Annotated in this window: 19 protein-coding genes; 3 read left to right on the top strand and 16 right to left on the bottom strand. The window is 64.5% G+C overall.

The features are described 5' to 3' along the window. Positions 1-35: 35 nt before the first annotated feature. The 6 genes from ACFWHR_RS10770 to ACFWHR_RS10745 all read right to left on the bottom strand — a co-directional run bounded on the left by ACFWHR_RS10770 (position 36) and on the right by ACFWHR_RS10745 (position 6,975). The gene (locus tag ACFWHR_RS10770; protein WP_382448307.1) at positions 36-1,556 is read right to left on the bottom strand and encodes an RsmB/NOP family class I SAM-dependent RNA methyltransferase; all 1,521 of its coding nucleotides are present in this window, start codon (positions 1,554-1,556) and stop codon (positions 36-38) included. After that, complete coding sequence (locus tag ACFWHR_RS10765) at positions 1,553-2,482, bottom strand: methionyl-tRNA formyltransferase (RefSeq protein WP_382448306.1); 930 nt, start codon at positions 2,480-2,482, stop codon at positions 1,553-1,555. Before ACFWHR_RS10765 ends, ACFWHR_RS10770 begins: the two co-directional genes overlap by 4 nt. Before the next feature lie 31 nt (positions 2,483-2,513). Continuing rightward, a complete protein-coding gene (locus tag ACFWHR_RS10760; protein WP_382448305.1) occupies positions 2,514-4,589 on the bottom strand; it encodes a hypothetical protein in 2,076 nt (691 codons plus the stop codon). A gap of 9 nt (positions 4,590-4,598) precedes the next feature. Beyond that, the gene (gene metK, locus ACFWHR_RS10755) at positions 4,599-5,792 is read right to left on the bottom strand and encodes a methionine adenosyltransferase (RefSeq protein ID WP_382448304.1); all 1,194 of its coding nucleotides are present in this window, start codon (positions 5,790-5,792) and stop codon (positions 4,599-4,601) included. Between the two features lie 148 nt (positions 5,793-5,940). Continuing rightward, positions 5,941-6,228 carry a DNA-directed RNA polymerase subunit omega gene (gene rpoZ, locus ACFWHR_RS10750; protein ID WP_382448303.1) on the bottom strand — a complete coding sequence of 96 codons (288 nt, stop codon included), beginning with the start codon at positions 6,226-6,228 and terminating at the stop codon, positions 5,941-5,943. Positions 6,229-6,327: 99 nt separating this feature from the next. Then, positions 6,328-6,975 (bottom strand): hypothetical protein, encoded by a 648-nt coding sequence (locus ACFWHR_RS10745; protein WP_382448302.1) that lies wholly within the window; start codon positions 6,973-6,975, stop codon positions 6,328-6,330. 124 nt (positions 6,976-7,099) lie between these two features. Here ACFWHR_RS10745 and ACFWHR_RS10740 point away from each other — a divergent pair, with 124 nt between their 5' ends. Next, a complete protein-coding gene (locus tag ACFWHR_RS10740; RefSeq protein WP_382448301.1) occupies positions 7,100-7,969 on the top strand; it encodes an acyl-CoA thioesterase in 870 nt (289 codons plus the stop codon). A 13-nt stretch (positions 7,970-7,982) separates the two neighbouring features. On the opposite strand, the gene ACFWHR_RS10735 is transcribed toward ACFWHR_RS10740, so the two are convergent. The 3 genes from ACFWHR_RS10735 to ACFWHR_RS10725 form a co-directional block, all read right to left on the bottom strand. Then, positions 7,983-8,450: an acyl-CoA thioesterase gene (locus tag ACFWHR_RS10735; protein ID WP_382448300.1), complete on the bottom strand. Its 468-nt coding sequence runs from the start codon at positions 8,448-8,450 to the stop codon at positions 7,983-7,985. Positions 8,451-8,519: 69 nt separating this feature from the next. Next, positions 8,520-10,202, bottom strand: a complete 1,683-nt coding sequence (gene ettA / locus ACFWHR_RS10730; protein WP_382448299.1) for an energy-dependent translational throttle protein EttA — start codon at positions 10,200-10,202, stop codon at positions 8,520-8,522. A gap of 88 nt (positions 10,203-10,290) precedes the next feature. Next, positions 10,291-10,779 carry a DUF6993 domain-containing protein gene (locus ACFWHR_RS10725; RefSeq protein ID WP_382448298.1) on the bottom strand — a complete coding sequence of 163 codons (489 nt, stop codon included), beginning with the start codon at positions 10,777-10,779 and terminating at the stop codon, positions 10,291-10,293. 275 nt (positions 10,780-11,054) lie between these two features. Here ACFWHR_RS10725 and ACFWHR_RS10720 point away from each other — a divergent pair, with 275 nt between their 5' ends. Next, a complete protein-coding gene (locus ACFWHR_RS10720) occupies positions 11,055-11,612 on the top strand; it encodes a single-stranded DNA-binding protein (protein WP_382448297.1) in 558 nt (185 codons plus the stop codon). Here the strand turns inward: ACFWHR_RS10720 and msrA are convergent. From msrA to ACFWHR_RS10700, 4 genes are all read right to left on the bottom strand, one after another. Then, entirely contained in the window at positions 11,609-12,133 is a 525-nt protein-coding gene (gene msrA / locus ACFWHR_RS10715) for a peptide-methionine (S)-S-oxide reductase MsrA (protein WP_382448296.1), read from the bottom strand. The two genes, ACFWHR_RS10720 and msrA, sit on opposite strands and share 4 nt — an antisense overlap. Further along, a complete protein-coding gene (nadE, locus tag ACFWHR_RS10710; RefSeq protein ID WP_382448295.1) occupies positions 12,130-12,969 on the bottom strand; it encodes an ammonia-dependent NAD(+) synthetase in 840 nt (279 codons plus the stop codon). The genes msrA and nadE overlap by 4 nt, the downstream gene beginning before the upstream one ends. 34 nt (positions 12,970-13,003) lie before the next feature. After that, positions 13,004-16,510, bottom strand: coding sequence for a DNA polymerase III subunit alpha (gene dnaE, locus ACFWHR_RS10705; RefSeq protein WP_382448703.1), 3,507 nt, complete (start codon positions 16,508-16,510; stop codon positions 13,004-13,006). Positions 16,511-16,615: 105 nt separating this feature from the next. After that, complete coding sequence (locus ACFWHR_RS10700; protein ID WP_382448294.1) at positions 16,616-17,695, bottom strand: acyltransferase; 1,080 nt, start codon at positions 17,693-17,695, stop codon at positions 16,616-16,618. A 161-nt stretch (positions 17,696-17,856) separates the two neighbouring features. Here ACFWHR_RS10700 and ACFWHR_RS10695 point away from each other — a divergent pair, with 161 nt between their 5' ends. Then, positions 17,857-19,377, top strand: coding sequence for a glycosyltransferase family 2 protein (locus ACFWHR_RS10695; RefSeq protein ID WP_382448293.1), 1,521 nt, complete (start codon positions 17,857-17,859; stop codon positions 19,375-19,377). A 60-nt stretch (positions 19,378-19,437) separates the two neighbouring features. Here the strand turns inward: ACFWHR_RS10695 and ACFWHR_RS10690 are convergent, their stop codons facing one another. From ACFWHR_RS10690 to ACFWHR_RS10680, 3 genes are read right to left on the bottom strand one after another with little or no spacing between them, the layout of a single operon-like run. Further along, positions 19,438-20,355, bottom strand: coding sequence for an RluA family pseudouridine synthase (locus ACFWHR_RS10690; RefSeq protein WP_382448292.1), 918 nt, complete (start codon positions 20,353-20,355; stop codon positions 19,438-19,440). Beyond that, complete coding sequence (gene lspA / locus ACFWHR_RS10685) at positions 20,342-20,956, bottom strand: signal peptidase II (RefSeq protein ID WP_382448291.1); 615 nt, start codon at positions 20,954-20,956, stop codon at positions 20,342-20,344. The genes ACFWHR_RS10690 and lspA overlap by 14 nt, the downstream gene beginning before the upstream one ends. Before the next feature lie 8 nt (positions 20,957-20,964). After that, a complete protein-coding gene (locus ACFWHR_RS10680) occupies positions 20,965-21,675 on the bottom strand; it encodes a DivIVA domain-containing protein (RefSeq protein ID WP_382448290.1) in 711 nt (236 codons plus the stop codon). Positions 21,676-21,701 lie beyond the last annotated feature (26 nt).

The following is a 21,701-nucleotide window of genomic DNA, read 5'->3' as shown; positions in this document are numbered from 1 at the left end:
GAGAGGGTAGGCCCTGACGGCGGCGCGCACCGCGGTTACGTCCGCTCGAGCAATGAGATGAACATGGCGTCGGTGCCATGCCGGTGCGGCCAGAGTTGCGCGCTCAGGGCGCTCCCCGGCAGATCGACGTCGCCGCGTGCAACCTCCTGCACCACAGCCCGCGCGTCGATCTCAGTGAGTTCGGGGTGGCCGCGCAGCAGCCGATCCACAATCACGCGGGTTTCAGCGATGTGCGGGGAGCAGGTGATGTACGCGACCACTCCGCCCGGCGCGACGTGCGCCACCGCTGATTCGAGCAGCTCCGCCTGCAATCGCGTGAGATCGGGCAGGTCTGAGGGCTGTTTACGCCAGCGCGCCTCAGGTCGCCGCCTGAGCGCGCCGAGCCCCGAGCACGGCGCGTCAACCAAAATGCGATCAAACAGTTCGCCGCCGTACGCCGCACTGTCGCGGCCATCGAACGACACCACATCGACGACTTCAGACAGTCCTTCGACCGAGCGCCGCACAAGCTCTGCGCGATGCTCAGCTACCTCATTTGCGCGCACCGTCGCATCGCCAGCGATGGCCTCCGCGGCGAGCACGGCGGTCTTGCCACCGGGGCCCGCGCACAGGTCAAGCCACCGCTCGCCCGGACGCACCGGGCGGGCTCTGGTAAGCGCGAGAGCTGCAAGTTGCGAGCCCTGATCCTGCACGCGAGCGTAGCCGCGCCACGCTCCCGCGGCCGCAATTGCGCGCGCGGGATCGCCGCCGCCGGTTTCCACGCCCAGCGGCGACGGGCCGGTGAGCGTCATACCCGTGTCCGCATCGCGATCGACAACGTCGGCCGCGGTCACACCGGCACCCGGCAGGATCGCCAGGCTGACGCGCGGCGCCACGTTGTCGGCATCGAGCAGTGCGTTGAGCTCAGCGTCGCGTCCCTCAGCGTGCAGCGCGTCGCGCAGCGCGCGAATCACCCACGCCGGGTGCGAGGTCTGCGAGGCGAGTGCGTCATCGGCGTTCTTCGCGTTCTCCGCGATTCGCGCGTCCCACTCCTCGTTCGGCGTGCGCCCGATCGTGCGGAGCACACCGTTCACAAAGCCGGCCGCTGCACGGTTACCGACCCTGCGCTGCAGTTCTACACTCTCATTCACGGCGGCGTGCGCGGCGGTGCGCATACCGAGCAGCTGATGTGCACCCAGTCGCAGCACATTGCGCGTGCGACCGTCGATGCGATCGATCTCACGCTCGGAGGCGAGTTCGATGATGCGGTCGTACCGCCCCTGCCAGCGCAGCGCTCCGGCCGCGAGCTCGGTTGCGAGCCCCGCATCACGGGTGGCGAGGCCCGCCTCGCGGATGCGAGACGGGAGGGCGAGATTCGCGTATGCGTCGCGGTCTTCGACATCGCGCAGCACGTCGTAGGCGACCAGACGCGCGGGCGAAATGGCGCCGCCGCGCGCTTCGCGGCCACGCCCGTCACGGTCGTTCCCACCGCGACCGCCGCGGTCGCGGCCAGAATCACCGCGTCGCGGCGCGCTTCCGCGCCGCTCCCCACGCCCGCTGTTTCGTGCTTCGCTCACGCGAGCACCGCCTTTCCGTCACGACCGCGTAACCACGCAGCCCCGTCCATCGCAGATTTCCCGGCCGGTTGCACCCGCACGAGTTCAAGCGCCCCGCCGCGCAGCGCGAGCACCGCGGCACCGTTCACGAGTGTCACCGTGCCCGGCTCTGGCACACCACCCGAGCCCTCGTTTTCGGCGTCGACGCTACGCAACTCGTGCAGCTTGAGCGGCGCACCGTCGTGCAGCGCGTACGCCCCAGGTTCGGGTGTCATTCCGGCCCAGTGCGCGAGCACCTCGTCGACGGGGCGAGCGAGGTCGAGGCGTCCGTCTTCGCGTGTGAGTTTGTGCGCGTAGCTCGCCTCTCCCGTCTGAGGTGTGCCGGCCGAGGGGTCGGCAGCGAGCGCATCAACAGCCGCTGTGAGGGCTGCCGTGCCGAACGTAGCAAGGTCAGTGAGCGCGTCGCCCGCAGTAGTTCCCGCCGGGAACTCGCGCGCGTCGCGCGTAATGACGTCACCAGCGTCGAGCGGCGCGACCAGACGGAACACCGTGACCCCGAGCCGCTGCTCCCCCGCTTCGAGCGCCCGCTGCACCGGCGCAGCGCCGCGCCACCGCGGGAGATCCGAAAAGTGCAGGTTGATCCAGCCGTGGGTCGGGAGGCTCAGCAGAGGCTCGCGCACGAGCCCGCCGTAGGCCACGATGACGCCCAGTTCGGGCGCGAGGGTACGCACCCACTCGGTTGCCGCCTCGTCGAGCCGATTCGCTTTCAGCACCGGAATGCCGATCTCCTTAGCCGCTTGCGCAACAGGTGAGGGCGTCAGCACGCGCTTACGCCCGAGGGGCGCATCCGCTCTGGTGATGACGCCGACAACGTCGTGACCCGCTGACACCAGCGCGGTCAGGCTGGGCACGGCAAACTCGGGAGTTCCGGCGAAGACGATACGCATCCGTTCATTCTCCCATCTCGCGCGTGGCGAGTTAGCCGTCGAACACACCGCGGTCGTCGAAACGAAGCCGCAGCGCTTCGGGCCGCGCCCGTCCCGGTGCGCGGCCGCGGGCGCGGGAGACCGATCCAGCAGCGTCCGCGACGAGCGCTCCGCGCAGGCGGCTCGCGACCTCCGCCCCGTGTCCGTAATCAAAGCGTACGATCGCACGGACGAGCCCGGGCGGTGTTTTTGCGGCGCCACCCGCGGGCAGCGCGGTCGGGCCGAGGTGGTCGACGCCGGGAATCTGGTCAAGCTGATGGAGGGCACGCTCGACCTCGTCGGGCCCGCCACTCACGCTCGCCACTCGCACCGCCGGCGGATATCGCAGGGCCTGCCGGTCGCGCAGCTCCGCGTGCAGCCACTCATCGATCCGTCCAGTGACGAACGCCCGCACAACGGGCCCGCCGCCCGATGCCATCAGGCAGATACCGTCGGGCGCGGTGAGTGCGGCGGCGTTCTCCCACCACCGCAGACAGTCTTCACTGGCCCGGAGCGTCTCGATACTCAATAGCCGTTCGGCGTCGAGCAACACCACTGCTCGGTACCCCCCGGCGGCAAGTGGTTCGGCTCCGCGAGTCGCGACCACGATCGCGGGGCGGGCGTCAACGCGTTCGCGCGGGTGTTCGCCGTCACTCAACAACACGCGCGCACCCTCGAACTGTCGCTCGAACTGCTCGACGGTGCGGCCGGACCCCATGCCACGTTCGACGAGACGTCGCCCGTCGCACGTGCGGCAATGCCAGTCGCTCGCGTATTCGCCGCACCATCGGCACGACGCGCGCCCGACCACACGGAATCCGACTGGCCCGGTACAAACACCGCAGCGCGCGAGGTCGCCACAGCTCTCACAGACGGCGACAGGCGCGTACCCGGGGGTCGCCACCTGCACAAGCACCGGCCCCGTACGCAGCCCTTCCCTGATGGTGCGCGCGGCAAACTCCGGCACTCGGCCAGCAAAGGCGTCGGGCGCGAGCGAGGCATCGGCGTGCACGATGCGCGCCCGCCGGGGCGGATTGCGCTGCGCGTGCACGTAACCGAGGTCAACGAGGCGCTGCACCTCCGCGCTGCGGGCGTGAGCAGCGAAGAACAGGCCCGCCGATTCCTGCTCGGCGCGGACGAGCGCCGCGTCCCTGGCGTGCACGTAGGGCGAGAGCGGCTCTGCGAGCACCGGATCGCCGTCATCCCACATCAGAATCGCTCCGAGCGCGTGCGCCGGGGCGTACACCGCCGAACGGTTGCCGAGAATAATGCGCGGCTCAGGATCACGCGCGCGCAAGAATCCGGCGTATCGCTCAGCGTTCGACTGCCGCGAGTCCACGCGCACGGTGTCTTCATGCCCCAGGGCTGCGAGTGCGTCGCGTAGCTGATCGAGATCGCGATAGTCGGGTGCAATAAGAATCGCGCTGCGGCCGCGCTGGTGCACGGCTATCGCAATTTGAGCGAGCTGCGCTGCCCAACCCCCAACCCACTCACCCGTGTGCAGGCGGTCGGGGCCGTGCGACGCCGTCAGTGCAAGTCGCGATCCGGCAATGAGTTGCTCAGCGATGCCCTCCTCGGCGCCCTCGGCCTCGGCCACGGAATCGTTGCCCGGAATGTCGTCGGCCAATACGTCTGCGGGTGCCGCCGCGACTTCCGCGACTGGCTCCAACGCCTCCCGCAGTTCGGCCGCTGCAAGGTGCTGCTTTTCGACCCTGACCTGACGAGTCGGGATCGCGAGTCGCAGGATGTCACCAGCGGAACCACCGGCACGATCGGCGACCGCGCGGGCGAGTTGCCACACCTCGATGGAGAGCAACGGCACGAGTGTGACGATGTCGGCTATGGGCGACAATTCACCGCCGAAGTCGCTGCGCTCGGCAAATCCGATGACGTAGCCGAAGGTCTTGCGCTCCTTGGAGCGGAAGGGTACGCGTACGCGCTGACCGACACGAATGTCGTCGGCAAGCTCCGGCGGGATCGCGTAGTCAAACAGGTGATCGAGCTGCGGAAGAGCAGAATCGAGCAGTATCTGGGCGACCGGGCGGCCGTTCGCGGCCTCCGCCGTTGCGAACGCTGAAAGGGCGGGCATTGCGCTGGCCTACAGGCCGGCGGCAGCCCGCAATTCGGCAACGCGGGGGGTGGCCTCCCACGTGAACTCGGGCAGCTCACGCCCGAAGTGGCCGTACGCGCTGGTTTTGGCGTAAATGGGGCGCAGCAGGTCGAGGTCGCGGATTATTGCGAGCGGGCGGAGATCGAAGACCTCGCGTACGGCACGTTCGATGCGATCGAGCGGCACGGTTTCAGTGCCAAATGTCTCGACGTAGAGACCGACGGGGTGCGCGCGGCCAATTGCATACGCCACCTGTAGCTCAGCCCGCGACGCGAGACCGGCACGCACGACGTGCTTCGCAACCCAGCGCATGGCGTATGCCGCCGAGCGGTCGACCTTCGACGGATCCTTGCCGCTGAAAGCGCCACCGCCGTGTCGGCTCGCTCCGCCGTAGGTATCAATGATGATCTTGCGACCGGTCAGCCCCGCATCGCCCATGGGCCCACCGACAACAAACGGGCCGGCTGGGTTGATGAATAGGTCGGTATCGACACTCGCGAGTTCGACTCGCTCGAGTACCGGGCGAATGACGAGCTGTTCGACGGCATCGCGCAGCGCGGGCTGCGTGATGTCTACGTGATGCTGCGTCGAGACGACAACCGCTTCGACGCTGACCGCTCGACTGCCCTCGTAACCGATGGTGACCTGCGTCTTCCCGTCGGGGCGCAACTCGGGAAGTTCCCCGCTCTTGCGCACCTCGGTGAGCCGCTCGGCGAGGCGATGCGCGATCCAGCTGGGCAGCGGGTGCAGTTCGGGTGTCTCGTCGGTCGCGAAGCCAAACATGATGCCCTGGTCACCAGCGCCCTGCTGATTCAGCGCATCGTCGGCGTCTGCACCGCTGCGCACCTCGAGCGAAGTATCGACACCGCCCGCAATGTCCGGTGACTGCTGGCCAATCGACACCGACACTCCGCACGACGAAGCATCGAATCCCATCTCAGAGCTCGTGTACCCAATCTCGCGCACCGCATCGCGCACGAGCTGCGGAATCTCGACGTAGCCGCTCGTGGAGACCTCGCCGGCGACGTGCACGAGCCCCGTCGTGACGAGCGTCTCGACAGCGACCCGGGCGCCCGTATCTTGAGCGAGCATCGCATCGAGAATCGTGTCTGAGATGCGATCGCAGATCTTGTCTGGATGCCCCTCGGTGACGGACTCTGAGGTGAACTGGCGCAACGACACGGGACTCCTAGGGATAAAAACGAATGCGAGGTTGGATCACGGTGAGCAGATCTGGGGACCCACAGGCTGGGCCACAAACACCAGTGGCGCCGGACCCTCTTCGAGGGTATCCGACGCCACCGACACTGCTGCGTTATGCAGCTGAAGATTACGCTTCAGCGAGTTCTTCTGACTCACCAAGTTCTTCGACGCGACGCGTCATCGTGAGCTTGCCCTCGACGATCTCGTGCAGCGCGATCGACAGCGGCTTGTCATCGACGGACGAATCGACCAGCGGGCCGACGTTGTCGAAGAGATTGCCGTCGTGCAGATCGGTGTAGTAATCGTTGATCTGACGGGCGCGCTGCGAAGCGAAGACCACCAGAGCGTACTTCGAATCGACCTTCTCGAGCAGATCGTCGATTGGCGGGTCGATGATGCCGTTGGGGTTGGCCATGTACACACTCCTCTAGTTGACCGTCCTATCCTAGCCGAGGATCCTGATTCCCGCTGAGCCCTGCAGCATTCGCGTACGCATTCGACCCGCAACGACGGGCTATCCGAGCAGCGACCGCACCACAACGTGTCCGCGCTCAGTGCTCAATCGCGTCCAGGTGAGTGAGCGGGACACCGTCGCCACGTCAGCGCCGTTCAGAAACCCCATCGCTTCTGCGGCAAACGCGGCAGCGGCGGGAATACCGGGCGCGATCTCGAGCCCCCAGACGGATGCGCGTACGCGGTGCACGACGGCCTCGCCCGGGTCAGTAGGCAGCAGTTCAGCCACGCGGCCGATACCCTCGGACGCGACTGCCGCGAGAGACGCAGCATCGATTTCCCCGGCACTCGTCCAGCCAGCTATGGGCGGCAGCACACCTGCCCAGGCCGTGCTCGCGCTCGACTCGGGAACCTCGAGGTCCCGGCCGATGAGGCCCAGGCGCGCGAGGCGGTCGAGCAATGACCTCGCTGGCACGGTGGCGTCGACCGCAACGTCTGGCGCATCGGCAAGCTCGAACCCTCGCATCACGAGCACGACGGGAACGGTGTCCGTAATGCCGCGCGGCGCTTGCGTGCACCCGTACACCGCAAGGGTGGCGTCCCGGGACGTCATACGAACCTCGGCCTGACCGGCGCGCACCGCCCGCTCCAAGAAGATGCGGAGATCATCACGGGTTGCGGCATCGGCAAGCTGAATCGTCACGGGCATGGTGCCCGAGTCTAGCCCGCGGCGAAGCGATCCGAGCACGGGGTCTGCGCGGCTGCGGCGCGTCTCCCGAACTGGTCGGCCGTAGAATTGCGGCATCGTTCCCCACGCCAACTTCGGAGGATCCATGACCGAGTCGCCCCACCTGCTCGACATGCTGACAGTGATCGATTCTGGCGCGCGCACGCGAGAGGACATTCTCACTGGCCCGCCGCTTCCGACGCCGCACGGTCGTTCTTTTGGAGGCCAGGTGCTCGGCCAGGCCATCGCTGCCGCCGGGAGTACTGTCCCGAAGGATCGCGAGATCCACTCGATGCACGGCTACTTCCTGCGCCCGGGTGACGCCGATGCGCATATGACGTTTGAGGTCGACCGGCTGCGCGATGGCCGCTCGTTTTCGACGCGTCGCGTGCAGGCGTACCAGCATGGAGAAGCGCGGATGTCGATGATTGCGTCGTTCCAGACGGACGACCCGGGCCTCGAGCACCAGGAGCAGCTCGATCTCAGCGACGTCGCCGATCCTGATTCGCTTCCCACGATCTGGGAGAAATACAGCCATCTATCCGGGCACGGCCGGGCGTCGTGGGTACTGGAGCGCCCATTTGATTTTCGCTACGTCGAGTCCGACATAATGCTGGAGGTTGCCGAGCGCACCTCGACCCAACGCGTGTGGATGCGCAGCCGCGAGCCGTTCGACGCGTCTCCGCTGTTGCACGCCGCAGCCCTTGCCTTCGGAAGCGACTATCTGCTGCTCGAGCCCGTTGCCAGGATGCACGGCATTCCCTGGGCGACACCCGGAATGCGAGCGGCGAGTCTCGATCACGCGATGTGGTTCCATCGCCCGTTCCGCGTTGACGAGTGGCTCCTGTACGAACTCGACTCCCCCACCGCGCAGGGCGGTCGCGGACTCGCGCACGGTCGCTTCTTCGACCGCTCGGGCAATCACGTCGCGAGCGTGACGCAGGAGAGCATGATCCGGCTCCCCGAGCAGCGCTAGCCGGAGTTCCGCCTCAACCGCGCCGCAGCACGAGCGGGTCGTCGGTCCATGCCTCAACCGAAGTGCGGCCGTCACCGGTGAGCCGGATCGGGCGCAGCGTGACGCCGTCCACGATAACGATGTGCGAGATGGCACGAGCGACTACGGTGCGCTCGGCGGCCGCACCGTCGATGATCTCGTAGTGCACCTCAAGGCTCGAGCCACCGAGTTTCCCGATCCAGAGTTCAACGACGACCGGGTGTTCTGAGTATTCCAGCACCCGCGCGAACTCGATCTGTTGGCTCGCAACGAGCATCTTGGGGCCGCTCGGATCATTGCCGCGGAAGTGACGCTCCATACCCGTGCGTTCGCGGCCTGAGCCCAGCCAGAACGTGCGCACGCGCGCCTCTTCCAGGAAGCGTGCGAACGCCACATTGTTGACGTGACCGTAAGCGTCTTGGTCGCCCCAGCGCAATTCCAGGTCGATGTGAACGCGTGCCATTGCTGTCCCTTCTACCGCGCACGCACAACGGGGCGCGACCCTCGAATGGAAGGTCGCGCCCCGTGTGCGTCAGTTGCGCGTGAGCTTGCGGTAGGTGACGCGCGACGGCTTCGCCGCCTCGGCCCCGAGCCGCTCGATCTTATTCGCCTCGTACGCTTCGAAGTTGCCCTCGAACCAGTACCAGTTCGCCGGGTTCTCCTCGGTGCCCTCGTACGCAAGGATGTGCGTCGCGATGCGGTCGAGGAACCACCGGTCGTGAGTGATGACCACTGCGCAACCGGGGAACTCAAGTAGCGCGTTCTCAAGGCTCGAGAGCGTCTCGACATCGAGGTCGTTCGTGGGCTCGTCGAGCAGCAGCAGGTTGCCGCCCTGTTTCAGGGTCAGCGCCAGATTCAGTCGGTTGCGCTCGCCACCGGAGAGCACACCCGCTGGCTTCTGCTGATCCGGGCCCTTGAACCCGAACGTCGACACGTAGGCGCGGGACGGGATCTCCACGTTGCCGACCTTCATGTAGTCGAGTCCGTCGGAGACGACCTCCCACACGGTCTTCTTCGGGTCGATACCACCGCGGGTCTGGTCGACGTAACTGAGCTTGACGGTGTCGCCGATCTTCAGCTCACCACCGTCGAGCGGTTCGATACCGACGATCGTCTTGAAGAGCGTTGTCTTGCCGACGCCGTTCGGTCCAATGATGCCAACAATGCCGTTGCGCGGCAGCGAGAACGATAGGTCGTCGATGAGCGTGCGGCCGTCGAAGCCCTTGTTGAGCTTCTTCGCCTCGAGCACGACGTTCCCGAGGCGAGGGCCCGCGGGAATCTGGATCTCTTCGAAATCAAGCTTCCGCGTGCGCTCTGCCTCGGTTGCCATTTCTTCGTAACGAGCCAGACGCGCCTTAGACTTCGCCTGACGACCCTTGGCGTTCGTGCGCACCCACTCGAGCTCCTCTTTGAGGCGCTTCTGCAGCTTCTGATCCTTCTTGCCTTGAACCTCGAGGCGCGTCGCCTTCTGTTCAAGATACATCGAGTAGTTGCCCTCGTATGCGTAGAGGCGGCCGCGGTCGACCTCACAGATCCAGGTCGCGACGTGGTCGAGGAAGTACCGGTCGTGCGTCACAGCCATGACGGCGCCCGGGTACTTCGCGAGGTGCTGCTCGAGCCAGAGCACGCTCTCGGCGTCGAGGTGGTTGGTGGGCTCGTCAAGCAGCAGCAAATCGGGCTTCTCGAGCAGCAGCTTGCAGAGCGCGACGCGGCGCTTCTCGCCGCCAGAGAGGTTCGAGACAATGGCGTCGGCTGGCGGGCATCGCAGCGCGTCCATCGCCTGTTCGAGCTGGTTGTCGAGGTCCCAGCCGTCGACGGCGTCGATCGCTTCCTGCAGCTCACCCATCTCGGGAAGCAGCTTGTCGTAGTCGGCGTCGGGGCTCGCCATCTCGAGCGAGATTTCGTTGAAGCGATCAAGCTTCCCCTTGATCTCAGCGACGCCCTGCTGCACGTTCGCGAGCACCGTCGCGTCTTCGTCAAGCTCGGGCTCCTGCATCAGGATGCCGACGCTAAAGCCCGGAGTCAGCAGCGCCTCACCGTTCGACGGCGTATCGAGGCCCGCCATGATCTTCAGGATCGTCGACTTGCCGGCGCCGTTAGGACCGACCACGCCGATCTTTGCGCCCGGCAGGAACGCCATGGTCACATCATCGAGGATCACCTTGTCGCCGTGCGCCTTGCGCGCGCGAACCATTTGGTAAATGTACTCAGCCATAGACACACTCGGGCGCGAAGGCGCCCAGAACTCCCTTATTGGAACGATGGGTTGCGGATCGCCACCACTCTACCGCCCGGGAAGCCGCTTAGCTGATGGGCGCGGTTTTGCCGATAATGCAGATGTCTTTGTTCGGGCCAACGGCGGGCATATTTTTCGCCACAAACGTGCGGTCGGCTGCGACGACCTGGCCGACCAGGCAGTCGGCGCCAATGCGCACGGAAACAAAGATGTTGTCGGCTGGCAGGTTCGTCTTGCTCTCGTCAAAACTGACCTGCATCATCGACTTGTCAAACCCGGCCTCGGAGACAGCCTGGACGACGGGCGCACCCTGCACTGGCGACGTACCTTTGCTGAACTTGCGCAGTACCTCGGTGAAGTACGGCAGATTGTCGGCAGCGCTTCCGTCGGGCACGAACTCGGGTGCGACCTCGGGCTTGGGTGTCTCCGAGCGCTCAGGAGTCTGCGGCGTTGGCCCTTCGAGCAAGGCACACCCGTTCAGCAGGACTGCCCCGAGTGCGAGGGCGGCGACGGCAACGATCGGCGATTGGCGACGGGATGTCAGAGCAGCGGGCACCCGCCCAGTGTACGCATCCTGACCCTCAGCAATCTGTTCATTACCTGGAACGCGGCGCGACCAGGAGCGCGGCGATCTTCGCGCACATTTTCGGCGGCGACAGAAACGCTGCTTAACCGTCCACAGATCCCGACGGCAGCATCGGCGCGCGAGCGCCGTGACACAGGCTTTCTGTGAGCGGACGGTTCGGACCCCGCACGGCACGGCCGTCCGCTCGCCAATCACTCAATTCGCAAAAAACTTGCCCATCTCGGGCACGATCAGAGGAGTCAATTATGTCCACCACTGTTTGCGTCGTCGGCACTATCGCGACCGACCCGCGCACCATCACGTTCGCTGGGCGCGCAACGTTCAGCACGTTCCGGCTCGCCGCGACCGAGCGACGTTACGACCGCGACCGGGCTCAGTGGCTTGACGGCGATACCAACTGGTTCACGATCAACAGCTTTCGCGGGCTCGCCGAGCACGCGGGCGAGTCTTTCATGAAGGGTGATCGCGTCATCGTGCACGGCAGGCTCCGCATTCGCGCATGGGAGAACGAAGGCAAGTCCGGCACCGCGGTCGAGATCGAGGCCGACTCATTCGGACATGACCTCCGCTGGGGAACCTCGTCATTCACCAAGGATGCCTCGCGCGCTGCCGAACCGGTCGACGCTGGGTCGGTTGACACCGAGTCGACCGGTTCGGAGCCAAGCGAACCGGAACTGCATGGAACAGAGAGCGATCAGGCCGATGACGCCGAAGACACCGATGACGAACAGCTTGGCGCCGGCGATCACGATCTCGCGGGCATCAAGTTCTCATCCGGAGCTCTACTTCCGTCAGCGGCCTAGCGCAGGTACTGCGAGAAAGAGGCGCGCACCTTATTCACCTTGGGAACCGCTACGGCGAGGCAGTAGCCCTGGGTGGGGTTCTTCGCGAAGAAGTCCTGATGGTACTCCTCCGCGGGGAACACCTGCCCGAGCGGTTCGATCGTCGTGACGACCTCTGCCGGCCACAGCTCCCCCGCCCGCTCGCGGGCAGCCTCGAATATCTCCCGCTGCGCATCGTCTGCGGGGAACATGGCGGAGCGATATTGCGTTCCGACGTCGTTACCCTGGCGGTTGAGCTGAGTCGGGTCGTGCATGGTGAAGAACGCGTCCAAGATCACGTCGGACGGAATGGTCTCTGGATCGAAGGTGACGGCGACCGCTTCCGCGTGACCCGTAGACCCGGTGCACACCTGCTCATAGCTGGGGTGCGGCGCGTCACCTCCGGTGTAGCACGAGACGACATCGGTAACGCCGTTGAGTGCGCGGTAGGCGGCGTCGAGGCACCAAAAGCATCCTCCGGCAAGCACGTAAGTGGTGGTCATTTTTCTCCCTCTGCCGATTTCCACCAGGTGTCCCCCGGCGTGACGGGCGACCGTCGCTTGTGCTCGGTTGCCCGGTATCGGCGCTCAAGGTTCTCAACGGACTTCGGGTCGATCGTGTTCCCGGTCAAGTACGCGTCAATCTCGGTGTACGTTACGCCAAGGCTCGACTCGTCAGACTGGCCGGGCTGATCATCGAGCAAATCGGCAGTCGGCACCTTCTCCCAGAGCCGGGTCGGGGCGCCCAGTTCTCGAAGCATGGCAGCACCCTGGCTTTTTGTGAGTCCGGCGAGTGGCACCACGTCAGCGGCGCCATCACCGAACTTGGTGAAGAAGCCCGTCACCGCCTCGGCGGCGTGGTCCGTTCCCACGACGAGCAGACCACGGTCGCCCGCTATGGCGTATTGGGCAATCATGCGCATGCGGGCCTTCACGTTGCCGCGGTTGAAGTCCGTAATGGGCGCCCCCGCAGCCGCCACGGCGTCAGCGAGCGCGGATGTCGCGGGCTTGATGTCTACGGACAGCGACTCGTCTGGTGCGATGAACGACAGCGCGAGCTGCGCATCGGCCTCGTCCTGCTGCACACCGTGAGGCAGTCGTACAGCCACGAATGTCGCATCCCGTCCCTCGCTGCGCAACCGCTCCACGGCGAGTTGCACGAGGCGGCCGGCAAGCGACGAATCTTGACCTCCGGAGATGCCGAGCACAAAGCCCTTCACCCCCGGAATCGCTCTCGCGTAGTCCGCGAGGAATGTAACTCGACGTTCAATCTCAACGTCGGGGGTCGTATCGGCGGTCACGCCAAGGGCACTGATGATCTGCTGCTGCGTCTCACTCATACGCACACCCTACTCCGCACGGATTGCGTCCCGGTTACACCAGATCTTCAACCGGCAGCAGGCACCTCGGTCCGAGCAACCCTTTGAGTTCGCCAAAGAGGTCGGCGGTAATGCGCACCTGCAGAGGCAGCTCAAACACGCGAATCGAGGTGGCAGTCATGAGGTTCAGTCGCACTTCGCTGTCGCCGCGATGGCGACGCAACGTGTCACGCAGCTCCTCCATGAGTTTTTCCGTCGCACGGGAATCCGCAAACGAGATCATCAGCGTCGACGCGTCCTCCTGCGCCGAGACATCAATCGGTTTCACCCCGTAGGCGTGCATGGACATCCCGTCATCACGGGAGTTCATTTTGCCGCGCAGGGCGACGACGCTGTCGGGCTGCAGCAGGCTGCCGAACTCCTGGTAAGACCTGCCCATGAACAGCGCCTGCACCTCGCCAGTGAAGTCCTCAATGGTGACCATGCCGTAGAGGTTGCCCGATTTCGCGGTGCGGTGCTGCACGCTCGTGAGGAGGCCAGCGAGCGTCACGACCTCACCGTCGAAACTGGGGCTCGCGTCTGGGTTCGTGACCTGCTGCACGGTCGCGCTCGCCTCCTTGGCCAGCGCCGCGTCGAGTCCGCGAAGCGGGTGATCAGAGACATACAGCCCAAGCATCTCGCGCTCAAACGCGAGTTTGTCTTTCTTGGTCCACTCCGGTCGATCCGGCACCTGCGACACCGTCTCGGTACTGTTGCCCTGCGCCTCGGCGGCTTCAGCAAACAGGCTGTCGAAGTCGAAGCCGACGTTGCCGTTTTCGGCGTCACGCTTCTCTTTCACCGCGCTTTCAATGGCCGGTTCGTGGATCTCGAGCAGAGCGCGTCGCGTGCCGCCGAGTCCGTCGAACGCGCCCGCTTTGATGAGCGACTCCGTCGTGCGTTTGTTCAACGCGACAATGCCGACTTTTTTGAGGTAGTCGTGGAAGGTCTCGAACCGCCCCTTCGATTCGCGTGCCTCGCGCACGGCCTCGACGACGTTCGTGCCGACGTTGCGAATGGCGCCGAGCCCGAAGCGAATGTCAGAGCCGACCGCCGAGAAGTTCACGAATGACTCGTTCACGGCGGGCGGGAGCACCTTGATGCCCATGCGACGACACTCATTCAGGTAGATCGCGAGCTTATCTTTTGAATCGCCGACGCTCGTGAGCAACGCAGCCATGTACTCGGCCGGGTAGTGCTCCTTAAGGTACGCCGTCCAGTAGCTCACCACGCCATAAGCGGCGGAGTGAGCCTTGTTGAACGCGTAGTCAGAGAACGGCAGCAGAATGTCCCAGAGCGCTTTCACTGCCGCTTCTGAGTAACCCCGCTCTTTCATGCCGCCAGAGAAGCCGGCGTACTGCTTGTCGAGCTCCGACTTCTTTTTCTTACCCATTGCGCGCCGAAGAATGTCGGCCTGGCCGAGCGAGAACCCCGCGACCCGCTGAGCAATCGACATCACCTGCTCTTGATAGATGATGAGGCCATAGGTCGTTGACAGAATCTCGGCGAGCGGCTCTTCCAACTCGGGGTGAATCGGGGTGATCGGCTGCAGGCCGTTTTTGCGCAGCGCGTAGTTCGTGTGTGAATCAGCGCCCATCGGGCCCGGGCGGTAGAGGGCCAGCACCGCCGAAATGTCTTCGAAGTTGTCAGGCTTCATGAGTCGCAGCAGACCGCGCATGGGGCCGCCATCGAGCTGGAACACGCCGAGCGTGTCGCCACGCGCGAGCAACTCATACGACGGCGCGTCATCGAGTTCGAGGCGTTCAAGATCGAGCTCTTCCCCGCGGTTGAGACGAATGTTCTCGAGCGCATCGGAGATAATCGTGAGATTTCGAAGCCCCAAGAAGTCCATCTTGATGAGGCCGAGGCCCTCGCACGTCGGGTAATCGAACTGCGTGACGATCTGCCCGTCTTGCTCGCGCTTCTGCAGCGGAATGATGTCGATGAGCGGGTCGCTCGACATGATCACGCCAGCGGCGTGCACACCCCACTGACGCTTCAAGCCTTCGAGACCGAGTGCGGTTTCGTACACCGTCTTCGCGTCTGGATCTTCTTGGAGCACCGCGCGGAACTCGGCCGCTTCCTTGTACCGAGGGTGCTTCGCATCGGTGATACCCGCGAGCGGAATGTCTTTCGCCATCACGGCCGGAGGCATCGCCTTCGTGAGCTTTTCACCCATCCCGAATGGGAAGCCCAGCACGCGAGACGCGTCTTTCAGCGCCTGCTTTGACTTGATTGTGCCGTACGTCACAATCTGCGCGACGCGCTCATCGCCGTATTTTTCGGTCACGTACCGGATAACCTCGCCGCGACGACGATCATCGAAGTCGACATCGAAGTCGGGCATCGAGACGCGGTCGGGGTTCAGAAAGCGCTCGAAGATGAGGCCGTGCTGCAACGGGTCAAGATCGGTGATGCGCATGGCATACGCCACCATCGATCCAGCACCCGAGCCACGCCCCGGCCCCACTCGAATGCCGTTGTTCTTCGACCAGTTGATGAAGTCGGCGACCACAAGGAAGTAGCCGGGGAACCCCATCTGAGTGATGACGCCGATCTCGTATTCTGCCTGCTTTCGCACCGCGTCGGGAATACCGGCCGGATACCGGTACTGCAGGCCGACCTCGACCTCTTTCACAAACCAGCTGTCTTCGGTTTCGCCGTCGGGCACCGGGTACCGCGGCATGTAGTTAGCCGAGGTATTGAACTCAACATTGCAGCGCTCAGCGATGAGCAGTGTGTTGTCGCACGCCTCCGGGAAATCTCGGAAGATGTGCCGCATCTCGGCGGCGGTCTTGAGATAGTACCCCGAACCGTTGAACTGGAACCGATTCGGATCATCGAGCCGGGATCCTGACTGCACACAGAGCAGCGCGGAGTGCGCCTCCGCGTCGGCCTCGTGCACGTAGTGCAGGTCGTTCGTTGCGACCAGTGGGATCGAGAGGTCTCGGGCGATCTTCACGAGGTCAGTTTGCACGCGGCGCTCGATCTCGAGACCGTGGTCCATGAGCTCGCAGAAGAAGTTCTCTTTGCCGAAGATGTCTTGGAACTCGGCGGCGGCCTGGCGCGCCTCCTCGTACTGGCCAAGCCGCAGACGCGTCTGGATCTCGCCAGACGGGCAACCCGTCGTTGTGATGAGCCCCTTGCCGTAGGTCTGCAGCAGCTCACGGTCCATGCGCGGCTTAAAGTAGTACCCCTCGAGCGAGGCGTAACTCGACATGCGAAACAGGTTGTGCATGCCCTGCGTCGTCTCGGACAGCATCGTCATGTGGGTGTACGCACCTGACCCCGAGACGTCATCGCCGCCGCCATCACCCCACCGGATACGGGTCTTGTCCGTGCGATGCGTGCCCGGCGTCAAGTACGCCTCAATGCCGATGATGGGATTAAGCCCGTGATCCTTCGCCTGTTTCCAGAAATCGAAGGCGCCAAACGTATTGCCGTGGTCCGTCACCGCGATGGCCGGCATCCCCTGCGCCGCCGCGGCCTCCATCAGCGGCCCCACGCGGGCCGCGCCGTCGAGCATCGAGTACTCACTGTGCACGTGCAGGTGTACGAACCCGTCAGAATCTGCCACGGATGAAGCCCCTTTCGCCGCCCATCCAGGGTACCCCCCGCGACCGACAACGAGCTACGCGAGCACTCCGCGCACCCGCGGGCTTCGGCGCAACATCCACGATGCGCCCAGACTGAGCAAGCATGTGATCACGGTCAGCGCTGGCACGGTCACCCACAGCGGGGCGATCTCGGTTGTGATGCCGAATTGCCGGAGCGCCCAGAGAAACAGTGGGTGCACGAGGTAAATACCGAAGGATGCACCGCCGACGATTTCGATTACGCGACGCCACCGGTCCGAGAGACGATGCGCATCACCCCAGGACTTCGCGAGGGCGAACACGGCGACGGCGACCACAGCCACATTCAACGTGGTGAAGTCAAAGAACCGTTCATCAGTGTGCCCCGCGGCGCGCGACACGGCACTTGTACCGATGAACGTTACGACAACGCCAGCGATTGCAGCGAAGGTCCAGGCCACGAGGGCACGGCGCGAGAGCCTCATTGTGTGCAACAGATATCCGAGGACGAAGTACCCGGAGTATCCGAGCACCAGGTCGAAGCGCATCGTGCCCAGCACTGTGCCGAGCATCTCCCCCGCGAACGGCACCGCGACAAGCAACGGGAACACGGTGGCGAAGGGAACAGCGAGTGCGACGAAATACCAAGCGACGCGGCGCTCCGCCGTGACCAGCCGCAGAATCGGCGTGGCGAGGTTCAGGCCAATTAAGGCCAGGAGAAACCACAGATGGAAGTGCCCGGTAACGGTCGCCGAAATGAACTCGAGCGGGTCGCCCGAGCCGCCCGGACCGTAGACGGTGAGCGCTGCGTAGATGAGTGACCAGGTCAGATAGGCGATTGCAAGACGCGGGATACGCTTACGCAGCAGTGAGCCCACGCTGACCGGTCGATCAGGATCAAGAAACAGGGCTCCCGAAATCATGAAGAAGATCGGCACCGAGAAACGTAGTGCGCTGTTCACCCATGTCAGCGCCTCCCATCGCGATGCATCAACCGAAATTTCGTGCCATTCCGTGATCGCGACGTGAATCATCACGACCGCGACGATCGCGACGCAGCGCAGCACATCAAAGTACTCGACACGCCCGCCCGCACGCTGCGGCGAAGACACCTCGGCGTTCGCTGCGCTTCCCATGCCTGGAAATGCTAACAACCCCGACTGGGCCGCGTGCTCAGCGAGGGCCGGGCAGCTTCCTTTATGGTGCCCCGGATAGTGTGACAACTCCGCACCGCCCTGAGCCGCACAATCCAGAGCCGCACACACTGCGTCGCATCAATCAGCAGAGGAGAGCCGCCGTGACAGAGACCGCGCCCGTCGTAAGCATCGTAATCCCCGTGTACAACTCGATGCCGTATCTCACCGGCACCGTTGCATCGCTGCTTGCGCAGGAACTCACTAACTTTGAGATCATCGCGGTCAACGACGGATCCACGGATGGCTCAGGCGACGAACTTGACCGCGCCGCTGCCGACGACCCACGCATCACGGTGGTCCACCAGCCCAACAGTGGCTGGCCGGGGATGCCGCGCAATCGCGGACTCGACCTAGCGCGCGGCAAGTATGTGCTCTTCATGGATGCTGACGACACTGTCGCGCCTACGGCCCTAGCCGCAATGGTGCACCAGGCGGACGAGCACGACGCCGATGTGATCATTCCTAGGTTTGAGGGCGTGGGCGGACGTCACGTGCAAGCGCTCTTCGAGCGACACCCTGAGGGTCCCATAGAGCTCTCGCGCGCCATGGAGTCGCTTTCTCCGCAGAAGCTGTTTCGACGGGAAATGCTCGAAAACAACGGGCTCCGATTTCCCGAGGGTCGAGTACGTCTTGAAGACGGCATCTTCGTCACTCGCGCCTATGTGCTCGCACGCCGCATCATGTTCTGCGGCGCAACTCCGCTGTACTTTATCGCGTTGCGTGATGACGGGCAGAACATCTCGGGGCAGCGCATTGATCCCGACAACTACGTCGACTCGTGCCGACGCATTGCGGAGACGCTGATCGATGGCGTGAATGATCCCGTCCTGGCCCAGTTACTGGTGCGCCAATTCTTCGGAAGAAAAGGACTGCGCTTTTACACGCAGAAGCGCTGGGGACAGATGGATGACGCAGCGCGCCAGCGATGGGTCGATCTGCACCGTGCCTTTCTGCGTGATCTCATCGACCCCAACGGGGATGCCGACATTGTGCATCCGTCTGATCGGCGCAAGGTTGAACTCATTCGAGCTGGCGATGTCGCGGGGCTCGATCAGCTGATCACGAGCGCTGCCGCCCTCGAGCATGTTGCGCGCGTGAGTGATGTACGCAAGGTAGCCGGCGGCCTCGAGGTGACCGTTGAAGTGCGGCCGGCATCCCCGGATTCGAGTGCGCTCACGGCCGGCGACGGCATCCGCGTTCGCGTGGCGGATCGCCTCTATCGCACGCTCCGACCGCGACTCGACCAGCGCTTCGTGCGCGGCGCAAGCCGGCGCGCGGCGAGCGTGTTTGTCGGGCGTCGCACCGAGGCGACGCTACTGCTCGCTGGCCGGAAACGCGGTCGCGGCGTTGCAATTCCCGGCAGGATCGCGCCCCCGGCACCGAACTCCGACGCGTCCACCCGCGACAAGCAGCCGCGCTATAGGTTTGTCCTGCCGCACAGCCTGCTCAAGCGCTATCGAGGTGAGCGAGTCGATGCGTGGACGGTGCTTGAGGCCGGCCATCGATTCAGCGGTGACCGTTCGCGCGTAACCTGGCAGTGCGACGCTGACCGTCGCGTCGACGGAGTGCGGGTGTACGCCACCGACCGCGGCAACTTCAGCATGCAGTTCCGCGCGAAGTAGCGCCGCTCTCCAGGAACCTGCTCAGCTCAGTCCAGAGTGCTCAGCTCAACGCGGGTGAGGTCACTCACCGAGGACGTCGAGAGCGTGTTGCAACTCGCTCGGATACGAGCTCTCGAACATCACCGGCTCCCCTGTGCCCGGGTGGCGGAACCCAAGCCGCATGGCGTGCAACCACTGACGGGTCAGCTCAAGTCGATCTGACAGCTTCGGATCAGCCCCGTACATGCTGTCGCCCACGCACGGATGACGCTGCGCGGACATGTGTACGCGAATCTGATGCGTCCGCCCCGTTTCCAGTCGCACCTCGAGCAGGCTGGCGTACGGAAACGCCTCGAGCGTCGCATAGTGCGTGACTGAGGGCTTTCCGTCGTGGGTAACAGCAAACTTCCAGTCGTGCCCTGGATGGCGGCCGATCGGCCCCTCGATGGTTCCGGCGAGCGGATCCGGGTGCCCCTGTACGACCGCGTGGTAGATCTTTTCGACCTCGCGTTCCTTGAAGGCTCGCTTGAGCTCGGAGTACGCGTGTTCACTTTTCGCCACTACCATCAGGCCGCTCGTCCCGGCGTCGAGACGGTGCACGACCCCCTGCCGTTCCTGAGGGCCCGAGGTTGCGATCCGGTATCCGGCCCCGGCAAGTGCACCGAGCACGGTCGGCCCCTGCCAGCCGAGTGATGGATGGGCAGCGACCCCCGCGGGCTTGTCAACGACCACGAAGTCGTCGTCGTCGTACACGATTCCCAGGTCGGGGAGCACGACCGGAATAACCTCCGGCCCGCGCTTCTCCTCCCAGGAAACCTCGAGCCAGCCACCGGCGTTCAGGCGATCGGATTTGCCGAGCTGACGGCCGTCAAGTTGCACGCCACCCGCGCTCGCGATGTCGGCCGCGAAGCTCCGGGAAAACCCGAGCAGCTTTGCGAGCGCGGCGTCTACCCGTTCGCCGGCCAGGCCCTCGGGAACCGGAAAACTACGCTGTGGCATCGGAGTCCGTCTCAGGATCGGGATCGGGACTCGTCCGAGTCTGCGTACCCCGCGAGCGGGGGCTGGCATCAATGTTCACGCCCAACAGGGTGATGAGGATGAACAGCACCATCCCCGACACAATCGCGATGTCAGCGATATTGTAAATCGCTTCGTTGAACCCGAGCCACATCCACGGTGTCGAAATGAAGTCGATGACGTGGCCCTGCGGAAAACCGGGTTCGCGGGTGAGGCGGTCCGTCAGATTCCCGAGCACGCCGCCGAGCAGCAGGCCGAGGAACAGCGCCCACGGAATTGACCGTAGACGGCGAATCTGCCAGAGCACGACGAACACTACGACGACGGCGAGGATCGTGAAGATCCAGGTCGACCCGGTCGCAAACGAAAACGCGGCGCCAGGATTGCGCACGAAGTGCCAGCGCAGAAACTCGCCCCACACGGGCACGGTTTGACCCTCAACCAGATGGTCAACCACCCAGTTTTTCACGAGTTGGTCCGCCGCGAACACTACTGCCGCCACTCCCAGAAGGAGCAGCGGCACGAGTGCTCGACGGCGCGATCCCGAAGCGACTGGCGCGTTCGGTGAAGGAGCGTCGATCACGCTCCCGACTACTGCAGACCGTCGGGTGCGCCGGCGGGCTCAGGTGACCCGTCGAGACCGCGCAGCTGCGACTGGATGTAGGAGCGCAGGGTCGAGCGGTATTCGCTCTCGAACTGGCGGAGATCCTTGATCTTGAACTGCAGATCGCTGCGTTCTTCGCCCAGCAGACGCAGCTCCTCGGAGCGCTGCTTCTGAGCCTCATCGACGAGCTGCTTTGCGGTGCGCTCAGCGTCCTGGATCATCTGATCGCGCTTGGCTTCGGCCTCGGAGATCAGCTTGTCGCGGGTCGCTTCACCCTCGTGCACGTGCTTGTCGTGCAGCTCGAGCGCGAGCTGGAGCATGGCGCTGGACTTGACTGCGTCGGGCTGCGGAACAGCGTTGTTCTCAGCGACGACCTGGCTCGGAGCCTGTGTGGGCGCGACGACCTGCTGCGGGGCCGGAGCCTCAACAACGATGGTCTGCTCGGACGCGGCACCCTCGTCTTCATCTGCGTCAGCCGCGGCCGCGTTCGACGACGACGAAGCGCCTGCCTCAGCAGCGGCGAGCTTCGCGGTGAGATCTTCGATCTGCGCGCGCAGCTCCGCCTTCTCCTGCTCGTGCTGACGGAGCTCCTCGACGATTGTGTCCAGGAAATCATCGACTTGGTCGAGATCGTATCCGTCGCGGAACTTGGTGATCGTGAACTTCTGGTTCACGACATCTTCGGGAGTCAGGGCCATCGTTACGTCTCTTTCGCTTCGGGACC

It is taken from the genome of Leucobacter sp. NPDC058333, assembly GCF_042726155.1.
Taxonomy (GTDB): domain Bacteria; phylum Actinomycetota; class Actinomycetes; order Actinomycetales; family Microbacteriaceae; genus Leucobacter.
This window is presented reverse-complemented; position numbering and strand designations above follow the sequence as displayed.

Excerpts from the sequence above, each read along its gene's own strand:
- ACFWHR_RS10700 (WP_382448294.1), bottom strand. The coding sequence starts at position 17,695 with ATGGGAAGCGCAGCGAACGCCGAGGTGTCTTCGCCGCAGCGTGCGGGC.
- rpoZ (WP_382448303.1), bottom strand. The coding sequence starts at position 6,228 with ATGGCCAACCCCAACGGCATCATCGACCCGCCAATCGACGATCTGCTC.
- ACFWHR_RS10720 (WP_382448297.1), top strand. The coding sequence starts at position 11,055 with ATGTCCACCACTGTTTGCGTCGTCGGCACTATCGCGACCGACCCGCGC.
- msrA (WP_382448296.1), bottom strand. The coding sequence starts at position 12,133 with ATGACCACCACTTACGTGCTTGCCGGAGGATGCTTTTGGTGCCTCGAC.
- ettA (WP_382448299.1), bottom strand. The coding sequence starts at position 10,202 with ATGGCTGAGTACATTTACCAAATGGTTCGCGCGCGCAAGGCGCACGGC.
- ACFWHR_RS10690 (WP_382448292.1), bottom strand. The coding sequence starts at position 20,355 with ATGCCACAGCGTAGTTTTCCGGTTCCCGAGGGCCTGGCCGGCGAACGG.
- ACFWHR_RS10760 (WP_382448305.1), bottom strand. The coding sequence starts at position 4,589 with ATGCCCGCCCTTTCAGCGTTCGCAACGGCGGAGGCCGCGAACGGCCGC.
- dnaE (WP_382448703.1), bottom strand. The coding sequence starts at position 16,510 with ATGCTCGACGGCGCGGCCCGCGTGGGGCCGCTGATGGAGGCCGCGGCG.
- ACFWHR_RS10735 (WP_382448300.1), bottom strand. The coding sequence starts at position 8,450 with ATGGCACGCGTTCACATCGACCTGGAATTGCGCTGGGGCGACCAAGAC.
- ACFWHR_RS10740 (WP_382448301.1), top strand. The coding sequence starts at position 7,100 with ATGACCGAGTCGCCCCACCTGCTCGACATGCTGACAGTGATCGATTCT.
- nadE (WP_382448295.1), bottom strand. The coding sequence starts at position 12,969 with ATGAGTGAGACGCAGCAGCAGATCATCAGTGCCCTTGGCGTGACCGCC.
- ACFWHR_RS10745 (WP_382448302.1), bottom strand. The coding sequence starts at position 6,975 with ATGCCCGTGACGATTCAGCTTGCCGATGCCGCAACCCGTGATGATCTC.
- ACFWHR_RS10765 (WP_382448306.1), bottom strand. The coding sequence starts at position 2,482 with ATGCGTATCGTCTTCGCCGGAACTCCCGAGTTTGCCGTGCCCAGCCTG.
- ACFWHR_RS10680 (WP_382448290.1), bottom strand. The coding sequence starts at position 21,675 with ATGGCCCTGACTCCCGAAGATGTCGTGAACCAGAAGTTCACGATCACC.